Genomic DNA, 13,201 nt, shown 5'->3' with positions numbered 1-13,201 from the left:
GGAAGAATGCCGATCTCCTTTATAAACATCATTTACTATGTTTTCCAGCTTGGTATCATCTACTTCCGGACGCTTAAAACTACCAGCGTACTCTCCAGACTCCTGATAGCCATATTGACTCCTGCTATCTATAGTACGATCCGAAACAGAGCTAGAGTCACACTCGGGGTCACACACTCGGGGTCAGGTCTTGCTTTTTGCTATTACCCAATTAATTGGTTCTGTTACCTAACCTCCTTCGCCCCTAAACAAAAAGTGGCCCAGCCAAAAAGCTAGGCCACTCTCTTTAATAAGGCAAAAGGCAAGACCTGACCCCGTTACTTACTTGTTAAAGCCAGTGGGATAAAAGGGGCCGATGCGTCTAACCTTTATATGCACCACGACCGATTAGGCAGTGCGATTCAGGTATTGGATGAGACTGGTACTCAAGCGATGCGTTTGGGTTACAGCCCATTTGGTCAGGTATATCGTAAGCACAGCGATAAAACGCAGTGGAAAATCAACGCAGGGGTGAATGCCAATAAGCAGCTTGGGCAGTTGATGCCTTACCAGTACACGGGTGGTTACACCGACGGCAATACGGGGTTAGTGCACTTAGACGCGCGTTGGTACAATCCATACATCAGCCGCTTTGTGCAGCCCGATTATTGGAACTTCAAAAACACCTATCTGCCGACAGAGATTCAGCATGAGTTGATGCGGTTTACGGGGCTAAATGCTAACCAACTGCTACGCGACCCAAGCCAACAGCTGGCGCATGGTTATGTAAGTGGTAATCCGTTGAGTTGGGTCGACTTGCTCGGATTATCCGAATTTTATGGATTTAGTATCCACGATGACTATGATTATGGGACAGGCCCAAAGTATGATGCTATGCAACTAACACTTACGCCTGATAGGCAAATCGAGTTGCGAGGTATCTACAGATCAATAGGCAGTGACTTTACAACGGCTGGACTTTTGGCATCTATTCACCCGTATACACTACCTGCCTCTGCACCATTGTTGGCAGTTGGTCAAACCGCAGAGGCATTAGGTTCTCTACTTGGTGATAACAAAGCTAAAGATATTGCTATAGAGCTAGCAAAAGCCAAAATACCTGATGGAATAATAGACCCTATATCTACAATAGCTAAAGGTACTAATGCAATCTCGAAAGAAAATACGTGGTTTGATAGTCTAAAAGAATGGGCTAAGGATTCCATCGGTAGTTTGTTTGATGACGATTGTTAACTATAGGAAGGTAGTAAAATTTGTTTAAGTCATTTACTAAAATTCACTTGGAAAAAAAACTTGCATTATTTGCTAGGATTGTCCTGTTCATGATTTCTTTTTCAAGTTTGGAAACTGTCTATACAACACTTGAGACAGGTGTTACTCAGGATCGATTTAGATACGAACGAGGAAGCCATGTGTTTGATTCTTATGTTCGCAAGCATTCTGCTATATTGATAGTTTCGTTGTATTTTGCGACCTTTGGAGTTCGAGCAAGAGAAGGCACCAATAAACAATAACTACAGAATGTTTCAATCCATTGCTTGCTGGTCATTTAGAACATTAATGGTGGGGCAGAAATTTTCTTTGATTTTCATTGCTTAAATTGGTCTAGCTTTTTGGCTAGACCATTTTTTATGGGACACCCAAGCGATGCAATTAGGTTACAGCCCATTTGGTCAGGTGATCGTTGGCACAACGACAAAACGGTCTGGAAGATAAACGCAGGGGTGAACGCCAATAAGCAGCTTGGACATCTCATGCATAACTAACCTACGGGTATTCCCACCTATATTTACACTCTTACAGTTTGGTATATCAGTTTAATAAAAATATCTTGCACAAAAATATGAGTGAATAAATATGCACTCACGATTTGTGAGTGATTAAGGGTAGAATTTTGAACAAAGGTATTGTTCGTGCGTTGGCGATAAATTACTTTGGGGCAGTTTCATTGTTTAGCCCTCTGTGATGCAAACTTCTGAACCTGAAGCGGTCAGGTTGTTTGTTCCTGTGTATGAGTAGCTCACGACGATGCTGTGAACGTTATCAGCTCTGCTTACCATCTGGTTCATTGCCGAGTTGTTTCTAATCTTATTGCAAGCCATTTGCAAGGCGTTGCTAACATAGAGCTTCATGTCTGCCGCTTGAGGGTCTATTGAGTAATTAACCGAAACGTCAGTCTTGAAGTTTAGCGTGTAGCCTGACAAGTAAGCCGATGAGCCTGTGATTGTCCCGCCGTTCTGGGTGAGTCCGATCGATGTCTTCGCTTTTGAGTCTAAGTGAGCAACGTGCTCAGGTGTTACCGTCTCTGCCGAAGCTGCGAACGATGCCGTGATTAGTGCTGCTAGTAGTAGTTTTTTCATTAAAATCTAATCTCATTTGATGGATTAAAGAACTGTCCCAATTGATACAGCACGATCTCAAAATCAACTTGGCCAATCTGAAGAGTGACATCGATAACTATCAGCAGCTTGTGCGTTGTGCGTAGGTTCTTCATTATTTAGCCACCTTTGCTTCAAGTGGGCTTACTGAGCCGCTGACAATGAAGTCAACCACGATAAATAGAACATTAAACGCCACACCACCGAGACCACCACCGAGACCACCACCAATAGCGCCGCCGATGCCTTCTGTCCCAAGGTTGTACCAGAATGTAAAGCCGCCACACAGGACAGCGACAGCGTGAACCACAAGAAGCAAGCGACGGTAAGTGGAAAGAGTTTTAAAGTTCATGATGTAGCCCTTAATGAGTTAAACGGTCAAGCCCGTTTTCATTTGGTCACTTGATTCCCTGAAGGCTCAATCAGGTAACCAAACTAATCTGGAATTTGTTATTTAGACATAGCTAACACTACTTATCATGGCTTCGGGAATATCATTTTTGAGCCTCAGAATCTGTTAATCGGTCAGCCCGTTTAAATTAGTGTGCTCGTTATTTTATAAGCACCGTGAGGCGAGATGGGAACTGAATTTGAGCTAGTTAATGTACTAAGGGGGATACACTTTCGTATGACATATACTTGGGGAAAGTAAAACATTAGTAATGTATCAAACCAATGTCTGTAACTCGGAACGGGGGCATTTCTAAGTTGTGTTTATGCTGATGTCGCTATTTCTAAAACCATTGCGACTGTTTCATCAACCGACAATAGCGAGTTGTCAATATGGGTACCAAACCCTGAATAGGCAATGCCACCTTCTACAAGTTCACTAATCCTAGAAATTTCCCAATCAGACAATACCCTATTGCCACGATTACTCTGTAAAACATCAATACATGGAGTGAGTGATATTGGAACTATTTTTTCTACATTCTCACTTAATAGTTCCTTTATAAACTGAAAATTGAATTCATCTAATGGGTATGCGATTAGTGAATTTATACCTTGAGCCTCAAAGTTACTCGCTAGTGCAGCTGCATTGGTCAAACTTAACTGAATTGAATCTTGAAGATCCATCCATCGTACGCAGTCTCTAAGAGAATCACCTTCAATAAATGCAAATTTCTGTTGAGTACAAAAAGCATTACCGATGGTCGATTTTCCTGAATTGATGGATCCATTTAAAAGAATAACCACTCACACTACTCCTAATTATCACGACTTTAAGTTCGACGCAGATTGATGTTACCAGCCTTTGTACACAGTAGAGTCATGAGACAAAGTAAGTCAAAAGATACTCTGGTAAAGTGAGCTGTAGATCGGGCGCAACACTATAGGGGCAGTAAGGTGCTTATCACAGCCTTTGAGAACCGCTCAATACACAGCAAAACCGTGGCCAACAACTATACTATTAGTATCGTTTTGGCTATCAGGTAAGCATGGGGAAAAGTCAGCTTTTTGAACATGGTCGGCATAACCCATTCTATAGTCGAATCGGTCGCCGTATCATTGTCATAATCATTGCTCTAAGTGGTTTGATTACATTGTTAACAACCCTGATGCAGATCTATTGGGATTACCACGAGGAGTTCAATACTGTCGACCAACGGCACTATGAAATACGGCGTGTCCACGCCCCTTTGCTCGCCTCATCGCTATGGGACTTTGATATCGTTGTTCTAAAAGAGCGAATGGATGGCTTGGTCGATCTTCCTAGAATAGATTATCTACGGATCGACTCCGAAGATTAATCCTTTGATGCTGGAGTCCCAGTTCGTGGCGATTCTATTTCCAACACCTACCCGCTAGAATATGCCAATCAGGACTTAGCCGAAACGGAAGTGATCGGCCAAATCTATATTGAATCTGACACTCAATTAATTTATGACACACTGCTCAGACAATTCATAGTCACTTTGACCCTGAATGCAGCTAAGACCTTACTGGTATGTTACCTCATTCTCATGGTGTTCCATGAAAGCATAAATCGACGGATTTTCTCAATCGCCAACTACCTAAGAGACTACAGCCCAAAACAACCGTCTAATCCTCTTATACTGGTCCATAAAGCGTGGATCATGGAGAAATATGACGAGCTGAATTTGCTCGCCGATGAAGCCAACAAGATAACTAGAGACGTCACGCAGCTGTACACAAACATAAAATTTGAACAGGAGCGCCTGAGCGATTTTACCCATGTCTCCTCCGACTGGTTATGGGAAACGGATGCAAACGGGCGATTAACATACTGCTCTGAATCCATGTTACAAGCACTGAACATCAACGAGTTTGACAAACCACTCATTTTTGATGTGCCACAATTTAAAACCCTGTTTTCATTACATGAAGCAATTCGTTCGACAACCGATTTTACGAAGTGTGAAGAGTCAATCATCATTAACGGACTCACTTATTATGTACTTTTTCATGCGTTAGCAAAGTTTCGCCACGGCGACTTTATTGGTTATCGTGGAACAAGCATTAACATTACGCCGCTCAAATCCACTCTATTTGAATTGGAACAACTTAACGTGACGCTGGAAAAGACGGTTGCAGTTAGGACATTGCATCTAAAACAAAGTATGGAAAAGCTGCAAGCCACTCAGACACAATTGATCGAGTCTGAAAAATTGGCCGCTCTTGGGGCGTTAGTCGCGGGAGTAGCTCACGAAGTGAACACACCATTAGGCATAGCCATAACCACGGCCTCTTATGTACAGGATCTCACCGCCGAGCTAAATGCTGCCTTTTCCAATAAAACACTCAATAGCGCTGATTTTAAAGCGCTCGTTAACCAACTGGAGGACGGCAACACCCTATTAGACAAAAACCTCAATCGAGCGGCGAAATTGGTCAATGATTTTAAACAAACATCCGTTGACCAAGTGTCCGAGGCTTGCACCCCCTTTTATGTAAAACAAGTTCTCGACGCATTGATGACCACCTTGAGTTCTGAAACCAAGCAAGTCCCTGTCACACCAATCATAGATGGAGATGACAGTATCATGATGGACAGCCTACCGGGTGTGATCACGCAAATTGTATCCAACTTAGTGATGAACAGTATTCATCATGCCTTCGAAGATAACGATGACCCAAAAATCTCAATTCATTTCTTTCAAAACGAAAATAATATTGTTCTCGAGTATCGAGATAATGGTTCGGGCGTTCATCACTCATTACATAAAAAAATATTCGAACCTTTTTTCACTAGCCGGCGTGGTAAGGGTGGCAGTGGTCTGGGACTAAATTTGGTGTTTAATTTAGTAAAGCAAAAACTGTGCGGGCAACTGCATTTTGAATCACAGCCAGATCAAGGGATCACATTAACGATGATCATACCGAAAAATCACCAAATGAAGGTAGAATAAACGTACGAGCTAATAAGCATAGACCTTTATGCCAACACTTAGCCAGCCCAAATACAGGTTAGCTTTGGTATTAATATCACATTTCCACACCCTATACCCTATACCTTATACCTTATAAATATCACCCTTGTGTAAGCCACGCTCCAAGCTTGTCATTCAAAAGCGGTTACCCTTCCCTCTACTATACTTTAGGGTATACAGCAGACGACAAGCCGTAGAAATTATGAAAATATTTTTGCTCGTATTACTCACCCTTTTTTGCTTTCCTGCTGTCGCGGGAAAGATATTACTCATTGAAAGTTATCACTCAGAGTTTCCTTGGGATAAAGAATACATCCAAGGAATAAAAAGTCGCGTCAATGTCGACCATGAATTGGTGACTTTTCAAATGGACACAAAGCGTATCCCCCAAAGCCAATATGCCGACAAGGCGGATAAAGCCTGGGAGTATTACCAAAATCATAAGCCAGATATCGTGCTCCTTGGGGATGATAATGCCCTGAAATACATGTTACCAAAACTCTATAACGAGCCCATTAGTATTGTTTTCTTAGGAATAAATTCGAACCCTAGAGAACTTCTTGCTGAGTATAGGGGACAAGCGGAAATCACCGGTATATTGGAGCGACCTTTATTGCTCAAGAACATAAAAAGCATTTCCCAGTTGATGCAAATGGACCAAGGCAAAGTGTTAGTGCTTTTTGATTCTGGTACTACGTCCCACATAGCCAACACCTTTATTTCTACCCAGTTTGAGGGCGCCCTTCGGCAGTTAAAGGTGGAGATCACGACCTACAATGTTGAAACCATTAGTGAGTGGAAAAGCTTAGTGACTGACGCCAAAAAAGATGGGTACCAGGCCATTGTTATAGGGTTGTACCACACGCTGGTAGATGAACAACTCAATAATGTCGACGCCAACAATGTGTTGTCTTGGACAAACCAGCATAGTCCTATTCCCATTTTTGGTTTCTGGGATTTTTCTGTAGGTCAAGGCAAAACTATCGGTGGCATCGTATTATTTGGGGAAAGCCAAGGGTCTGCTGCCGGGGCAATTGCTGAGCAGATACTCCAAGGTAAATCAGCCTCTAAAATCCCAATTAAAACGGGTGAAAAAGGAAAAGCCATGTATAGTCGACAAGAAGCAGCGCGTTGGAACTTAACCCCCCCTTCTAGTTGGTCTGCAATAGATTGAGTGTGAAGTGCACGAGATTTAAATGTGGGCAGTCACGATCACTCGCCGATCTGCCCACGGGAAATGGTGCCCATTTCAGCGTCTCGCGGAATCAAAAGAAGCGTGAATATTGAATGATCCAGATCTGAAACAAAGTCACCATTTTGTACGCCCCAATAAAATAATATTAGATAATTTAGTAATTATTTACTTCTAGTTTCATATCATAGGTGCATACTCGATAAGGTTAGTAACGTGAGTTGTCACAGGAAAGTACATACTTCCTTTACGCATCACCTGTACTCTTTCTGTATCGCGTTGGTAATAAGTCTGAATTGGTATTTTGTTTATTTTTTGTTCACCTTGGCTACAGTGACTGTACAGTCGGTCTGTAGCCATTTTTTTCAGCGCTAGCATGTTTTTTATATATCAAGCGTTAAACATGTAGTGATTGAGGCTAATTGGCCATCATTTGATCAGCAATTTACCAAGTTTGGATTTGTTAAGGTTATCTGACTTTCAAAGATTCGAAATTCGTAGTTCTCTTAAGTATCCTCTCTCATTAATCTTAACCCTCCTCAACAAATAGCTTTTTACATAATGTTATTGCGTGCTGATTTATTTTTGTCCAGTTACGAGCAGAACCGTTCAACAGCCAGACATAACTATAAGTTTCTTAAACTCAGTAGCGCGACCCGTTGCTGAGTAATCGCGCTAAAACACAAAGGGGTAAAAAATAAAGCAGTTATTCTTCTAGATTAAGATTTAGTGGGTTATTTAGAGCATTGCAAAACCTCTAACATAGAAACCACTTTCACCCATCACTACAAGTAACTGTTCGAGCTCAGTTTGAACATAAGCGTTAACTTATTCAAACTTAACCGTCTTAAAAACCTTGGTATCAATATTCTGCCCTCCTCACTTTCTATTCGACTTCTCGTGATTTGGTCTCATTAACCCCATTGCTGCCACTACTAATACCATTGCTACCCATTCAAATGGACTGTACATTCGCCCTTGAAACCACTCCACCAATGCTAGCCAGACGAACGCCAAATTGGTTAATACGGAAACCCGTGCAGACGTTTCTACAGAGCTAGCTGCGAAAGTTAATACTTGGATCCGCAAAGCAGCTATGCCACCCACCGCGAATACCGGCCACCAACTGGTAGGTAGAGCTGGCTGATAGACGAGCAATAGAATTCCAATCGCGAGTCCTGCTAGCAGATTATAAATTGAGTTCGTCGTATTCGGATGTTCCCCTAAGTTCGATAACCTACCCAATATTACAAACGAAGCGGCATAGGCTAACGCAGCCGACAATGCCAACAATTGCCATAGTTCAAATTCAATATAGGCTTCATTTGCCGACAGCATCATGCTAATACCAATAAAAGCGATGATTGCACTCAAGCGAGCTCTTATCTGACTAATAGCATAAAACGTTGCAAATATGGGCGCGGAATTTAGGATCATAGACGCTTCTGCCGCACTCGCTCCTTGAATACCTAACGCTACATAATAAGCACCAAATGCCCATAGCCCCGTAATTAAACGCCACCCATGTAACCTAAGTTTCACTACGGGTCTATTTCTTGGTAATGCGATTACACTCCCTACTACGTATTGCATCATCAAAAGCCAGAGAGGATGGACAGCCTGGCTCCCTATGCTTGTAATGATGAGTGCTATTGCAGCAGAGAGTAAGCTCGCAAATATACCAAGCGTTAAACTCTGCATTGGCCAATTTCCAGTAGTAAGCCATGAAAGTGGAAGCCAATGCCACTTGCCAACATAATGGCATGCTGACCTTGTTCGAGTGGATGATTCATCAAGCCAATCCAAGGATCTGCCCCACCAGCATGACCATGACCAGTTAGAATTATCCTCTGAACATCTTTTTTAATTTCCTCCATAAATGGTACAAACAGTTGGTGGTCTCCTTGATTACAGTAAACCCAAGGGCGTTCCTTGACCGTTATTTGGTTTATTAACTCCCTTGTTATTGACAACCATGCATTCAGGTAAGCGTCACGTAATTTAGGTTTCAATGTCGGAGGTAGACTGCGTTTGACTAACCCCTGACTCGCACCATAATAAGAATGACAAAACGGTTGAGTTTCACCAAATGCATTAATAATACGATGACCGGCTAATGCATCATGAGATATCAAAACAGCTGCTGCTCCGTCGGCAAATAGTTTCAACGGCTCATGAGAAGGTTCATTTGGACTGACAGTGCGAGATAATGTGTCCGCTGTTACAACAAGTATTGAACCATCCATAAGCGATGCTATTTCTATTGCTTGACCGAAACCTCCACATCCAGCCAGAACATCAAAGCTCTTACAATTCAGTCCCAGATGTGCAGTAATGCTCGCTGCGCCGCTAGGAAATATCGGCCGAATACCAGCGCTCGCAAAGATGACCATCGTAATTGAAGAACGATCAATCGGTATTTTGCACAGAACCTCATCTGCTACCAATTTCCCCATCGCCATTTCGTCCAAATGAGGCTCTATCGCTGTACCAGAAGCACTCTTAGTTTGACCTATATAAGTTGCCATTGCTGCAATTCGGGCGACCATAATCACTCCTCACCAATATCTTGAACCATGGTTCGGATTAAGCGTCTACGTTGGGTGCCGGCATAACCCGATGCGCAATGCAGTACTACTCGGTTATCCCACGCTAAGATCTGGGATGGCTGCCAATAATGTGTCACCTGGTCTTTAAGAACTTCTTTGTACACGGTCGAATACCCCACCTGTTGATCCTCGGTTAGATTTCTCGATGTATATAGTGGAGACAAAAACAAAGTTTCACCTACGCGTGGATGGTTTTGGACCAAACGATGTGAAGAATGGGGTAAGGAGTGCAATAGTTCACCTAAGCTACGCCCAACATCCTTAGGGACCAAGCGATACGAATCACGGACTGCATGAGTCAATTCATAACCTCGCAAAACTTCACGTAACGGCTCAGGTAAACGCGACCAGCCCTGTCGAGTATCTGAAAAATGTGTTTCCCCACCGTCAGATGGTACATCAAGCGCATGTAGCAACGTATACTCGGGGGCATTAGGCAAAAATGAACTGTCCTGATGCCAGCCTTCTCCAAAACAAGGAGGGGCAGCAGTCAGTCCATCCCCTAAATTATCAATCAGTGTAACTTCTTTCGGATATTCGTTAGGTCGATATCTGGAAAGCTCAAATGGGACCACACTACCTAGTTTTTTTGATGCTTGCACAAACTCTACAGGAGATAGTGGTACATCGAGGTCAATACAAACCACACCGAAATCAGAAACAGTTTTAGCGCATAGCTCATCCAGTGAAATACGATGGATCATTAAATAACCCTCAGCTTTGAAGGATCTGAGTAGCTATGGTTCGTCACCAGATTAGGCGTCAGAAACTCAGCTAGTGTAGAAACCAGTGCATCAATGTCAGACATACGGTGTTCCACAGAAAGTGATACACGAATCGCCCCTTTTCCGCGAGCAATCGTTGGGTAATAGACTGGTGTAGTTAATAATCCATGAACGTTAAGTAGTTGGGCGGCAACTTGGATAGCTTTTTGTGGCCCTGAAAATGGAATAACACGATACGCTATGGGTGTACCATGTTGTTCGGTCATTATTCCTTTTTCACATAGCTTTGCATCAATACGTTCTAATCGAGCTGTTAACGCACTTTGAAGGCGTTTGTATTCTGATGGGTCTTCGATCAGTTTCATCGCAGTAAGCGCAGCACCCTGGGCTGACACATCTAAATTACAAGAAAAACGATCCGAGACAGAGACTGCGAGCATATTCTGAGTAAAATATTTTGACGCAGCCATAAAACCACCTGCCGCACCAAATGCTTTACCTAAAGACCCAGTGACAATCGTTCTGTCGGCATACCTTTCCATCATTTCCATGGCCGCACCACGACCATTTAGACCATGCATTCCCACAGAGTGAGCATCATCAAACCAAGCCCAACCGTTAGGGTTCTCATCTAAAAATCGACCTATGCCTTCAAAATCGGCAAAGTTGCCCATGGAATAGAGTCCATCTTCAATGATCACAACCGGACGTTTGGTTGTCTTAGCAAATGAACTGGCCACTTCTACCGTATTTTTGGTCCTTATAACTCGTCGAGGATCGAACGCACCAGATACAGCAAATTGAACTGTTGAGTGAACATTGGTGTGGACAACAGCTGTGCTATCCACCAATTCACTAGCAAGCCCCCCTGCCACCGCAATATTGGCAGACAATGTTGTTGGATAGAGACGACTTTGGGCGTCCCCTGTCTTCATTCTAGATAGTCGCCGTGTAATCTCAGTATTAACCCCTGTGACAGCACGTGCGTTAGCAACACTGGCGTGAATCGCTCCAAAACTCTGAATAGCGCCAACGGATCCTTTGATAACTTGCGGATGAACATGAAGAGAAAAAGGGCTGTTAGTCAAATAATCTATGACCCACTTAGGACCATCGGCTAACTTTATTTTTATCTGGCGACTATTCTTGCATTGGATTATATCTAACCCATATAAATTGTTTTTCTTTGCATCTACGTCATTTGTATCTAACTGTTCACAATCAGGTGTGCATGATAGATGTTTACTCAAACTTTCCATTAATATTTTTCCATGTTAAACAGGCACTTGCCGAGATGAAGTAGATAAAATTAAGACTTTTACGTCGACTAAATTATTGGTTAATAATGGATTATTAATTGATCACGGAAAAAGCTCTTAATATCGCGTTACTAATCCATCTACATCTACATGTTCAACAAACACAGCTTGAAGGTTGTGGAATGAAGCTTGAAAACAATAAAGGTAGGAATACGTCAACACAGAAATGGCTAATTCAAGTGTGGGCAGGAATAATTCAGCAGCCATGCTCGCTGAATAGGAATTGGACATTATTGAGTCATCGTATTTGTAAATTAGCAACTAATGAACAACTACAGGTATTGAAAAGCCTCTAGTCAATGATACGTCCAGTCTTGATAATCTAGTTTATTCTACAATTAGCGTAAAAACTCCCCTGTGATTAAGGGGAGTTTATTCATTACCTAGTGTAAATGTTGATATAATTATCTACGTGATAACATCACTAATACAATCAATACACCACATACTACAAGTACCTCCCCTAAATTCTGAATCTCACCTGCGAGAGCTAAGCCACCACCAATCAATAAGTAATACAGAAGCCCAAATAGAGCACCAGAACTACCTGCTTGTTGTTTGTAGTCAACTAAAGCAACACTCAAAACATTAGGGATCGCAATACCAAAGGACATCACCACTAACAACATCGGTGCTAAAAACCTAATAGAGTCAAATAGGGTGTAAACCCCAATAGCGCCAATATTTAGGAGCACTGCTGAAACCCATAAAAGAGAACGTTGCGACACCTGTTTAGAAAGTAGAGTTTTGTTTAAGCAACTGCCTAATAGTGTCCCAAGTCCCAATACGATGCCACTGTAACCAAATTGAGCAGAGCTAAACCCTAATTCCTTAAAAGTAAACGCGCCAAGCTGATAATAAGAGAATAGTGCAATGTTGTATAATGCAACTAATAGTGCTGACATCCATATGTGCGAATCTTTCAACATACGAACACTTAAGGAACCTAGTTGTAATCGCTGACTGTCCTTTTGAGTCTCAGGGAGCTTAAATATATTGTACAAAAATAACAAAAGCGCCATAACAAATAGTGCCATGAACACATAATGATGACCGCCAATTGCTGTAAGTTGACCACCTAGTAGCATTCCTAACACTGGACTAATAGCGATCCCTACCCCCATTAGGCTAAAGACCTTTCCTAGCTCTTCGCCACTAAACGCATCACGAAGCATAGTCTGCGTCACAACTGAGCCAACAGCAATTCCAAATGCACTGAATACTCGCGCGATCATAACTAAAGCAAAACTTTGCGTTTGCATAGCAGCCAATGAGGCACAGCCGTAAACAAACAGCCCGATTATCATTGTTGGCCGCCTACCAAGTTTATCTGCCATCACTCCCCATACAACAACGCCAATAGCAAAGGCTAAAAAATAGACTGACAACGTTTGAGCTGCTTGGGAGTCACTTACAGAAAATGATTTGGCAATAGAGCCCAAAGCTGGGCTGTAAATAGTTTCCACGATTTGCGGAAACATCAACATTACAACCATCAACAATAAAGAAGGTTTTGTGTTCATCTTGTGTCTTCATAAACAAATTAGGAACACAGTATAGATTCGACTATCCTTTACCCATTAATA

General features: G+C 42.3%; 11 protein-coding genes and 1 pseudogene. 3 read left to right on the top strand and 9 right to left on the bottom strand.

Translation table 11 applies throughout. The features are described from left to right. Nucleotides 1–372: 372 nt before the first annotated feature. Nucleotides 373–1,233, top strand: a complete 861-nt coding sequence (locus KP803_RS11905) for an RHS repeat domain-containing protein (protein WP_248009053.1) — start codon at nucleotides 373–375, stop codon at nucleotides 1,231–1,233. A 719-nt stretch (nucleotides 1,234–1,952) separates the two neighbouring features. Here the strand turns inward: KP803_RS11905 and KP803_RS11900 are convergent. The 4 genes from KP803_RS11900 to KP803_RS11890 form a co-directional block, all read right to left on the bottom strand. Beyond that, nucleotides 1,953–2,360, bottom strand: a complete 408-nt coding sequence (locus tag KP803_RS11900) for a hypothetical protein (RefSeq protein WP_248009052.1) — start codon at nucleotides 2,358–2,360, stop codon at nucleotides 1,953–1,955. Next, nucleotides 2,360–2,494 (bottom strand): hypothetical protein, encoded by a 135-nt coding sequence (locus tag KP803_RS21925; RefSeq protein WP_282437256.1) that lies wholly within the window; start codon nucleotides 2,492–2,494, stop codon nucleotides 2,360–2,362. Before KP803_RS21925 ends, KP803_RS11900 begins: the two co-directional genes overlap by 1 nt. After that, nucleotides 2,494–2,730, bottom strand: coding sequence for a hypothetical protein (locus tag KP803_RS11895; RefSeq protein WP_248009051.1), 237 nt, complete (start codon nucleotides 2,728–2,730; stop codon nucleotides 2,494–2,496). Before KP803_RS11895 ends, KP803_RS21925 begins: the two co-directional genes overlap by 1 nt. A gap of 362 nt (nucleotides 2,731–3,092) precedes the next feature. Beyond that, the gene (locus KP803_RS11890) at nucleotides 3,093–3,575 is read right to left on the bottom strand and encodes a nucleoside/nucleotide kinase family protein (protein ID WP_248009050.1); all 483 of its coding nucleotides are present in this window, start codon (nucleotides 3,573–3,575) and stop codon (nucleotides 3,093–3,095) included. A 242-nt stretch (nucleotides 3,576–3,817) separates the two neighbouring features. Here KP803_RS11890 and KP803_RS11885 point away from each other — a divergent pair. Both KP803_RS11885 and KP803_RS11880 read left to right on the top strand, forming a co-directional pair. Further along, nucleotides 3,818–5,749: pseudogene (locus KP803_RS11885) on the top strand (sensor histidine kinase). 223 nt (nucleotides 5,750–5,972) lie between these two features. Then, nucleotides 5,973–6,944 (top strand): ABC transporter substrate-binding protein, encoded by a 972-nt coding sequence (locus tag KP803_RS11880; RefSeq protein WP_248009049.1) that lies wholly within the window; start codon nucleotides 5,973–5,975, stop codon nucleotides 6,942–6,944. Between the two features lie 897 nt (nucleotides 6,945–7,841). On the opposite strand, the gene KP803_RS11875 is transcribed toward KP803_RS11880, so the two are convergent. The 5 genes from KP803_RS11875 to KP803_RS11855 form a co-directional block, all read right to left on the bottom strand. Further along, nucleotides 7,842–8,663 carry a DMT family transporter gene (locus KP803_RS11875; protein WP_248009048.1) on the bottom strand — a complete coding sequence of 274 codons (822 nt, stop codon included), beginning with the start codon at nucleotides 8,661–8,663 and terminating at the stop codon, nucleotides 7,842–7,844. Beyond that, nucleotides 8,651–9,511, bottom strand: a complete 861-nt coding sequence (locus KP803_RS11870; protein ID WP_248009047.1) for a beta-ketoacyl-[acyl-carrier-protein] synthase family protein — start codon at nucleotides 9,509–9,511, stop codon at nucleotides 8,651–8,653. The genes KP803_RS11875 and KP803_RS11870 overlap by 13 nt, the downstream gene beginning before the upstream one ends. A gap of 2 nt (nucleotides 9,512–9,513) precedes the next feature. Beyond that, nucleotides 9,514–10,275, bottom strand: coding sequence for a TauD/TfdA dioxygenase family protein (locus KP803_RS11865; RefSeq protein ID WP_248009046.1), 762 nt, complete (start codon nucleotides 10,273–10,275; stop codon nucleotides 9,514–9,516). Next, entirely contained in the window at nucleotides 10,275–11,555 is a 1,281-nt protein-coding gene (locus tag KP803_RS11860) for an aminotransferase class I/II-fold pyridoxal phosphate-dependent enzyme (protein WP_248009045.1), read from the bottom strand. Before KP803_RS11860 ends, KP803_RS11865 begins: the two co-directional genes overlap by 1 nt. Before the next feature lie 464 nt (nucleotides 11,556–12,019). Beyond that, nucleotides 12,020–13,138 carry a multidrug effflux MFS transporter gene (locus tag KP803_RS11855; protein WP_248009044.1) on the bottom strand — a complete coding sequence of 373 codons (1,119 nt, stop codon included), beginning with the start codon at nucleotides 13,136–13,138 and terminating at the stop codon, nucleotides 12,020–12,022. Nucleotides 13,139–13,201 lie beyond the last annotated feature (63 nt).

Origin of the sequence: Vibrio amylolyticus (assembly GCF_023145695.1) — a bacterium.
In the GTDB taxonomy this organism is placed as follows: domain Bacteria; phylum Pseudomonadota; class Gammaproteobacteria; order Enterobacterales; family Vibrionaceae; genus Vibrio; species Vibrio amylolyticus.
Note: the sequence above shows the minus strand (reverse complement) of the source record. Positions and strands in the feature narration are given on the sequence as shown.

Excerpts from the sequence above, each read along its gene's own strand:
- KP803_RS11905 (WP_248009053.1), top strand. The coding sequence starts at position 373 with ATGCACCACGACCGATTAGGCAGTGCGATTCAGGTATTGGATGAGACT.
- KP803_RS11900 (WP_248009052.1), bottom strand. The coding sequence starts at position 2,360 with ATGAAAAAACTACTACTAGCAGCACTAATCACGGCATCGTTCGCAGCT.
- KP803_RS21925 (WP_282437256.1), bottom strand. The coding sequence starts at position 2,494 with ATGAAGAACCTACGCACAACGCACAAGCTGCTGATAGTTATCGATGTC.
- KP803_RS11895 (WP_248009051.1), bottom strand. The coding sequence starts at position 2,730 with ATGAACTTTAAAACTCTTTCCACTTACCGTCGCTTGCTTCTTGTGGTT.
- KP803_RS11880 (WP_248009049.1), top strand. The coding sequence starts at position 5,973 with ATGAAAATATTTTTGCTCGTATTACTCACCCTTTTTTGCTTTCCTGCT.
- KP803_RS11875 (WP_248009048.1), bottom strand. The coding sequence starts at position 8,663 with ATGCAGAGTTTAACGCTTGGTATATTTGCGAGCTTACTCTCTGCTGCA.
- KP803_RS11870 (WP_248009047.1), bottom strand. The coding sequence starts at position 9,511 with ATGGTCGCCCGAATTGCAGCAATGGCAACTTATATAGGTCAAACTAAG.
- KP803_RS11865 (WP_248009046.1), bottom strand. The coding sequence starts at position 10,275 with ATGATCCATCGTATTTCACTGGATGAGCTATGCGCTAAAACTGTTTCT.
- KP803_RS11860 (WP_248009045.1), bottom strand. The coding sequence starts at position 11,555 with ATGGAAAGTTTGAGTAAACATCTATCATGCACACCTGATTGTGAACAG.
- KP803_RS11855 (WP_248009044.1), bottom strand. The coding sequence starts at position 13,138 with ATGAACACAAAACCTTCTTTATTGTTGATGGTTGTAATGTTGATGTTT.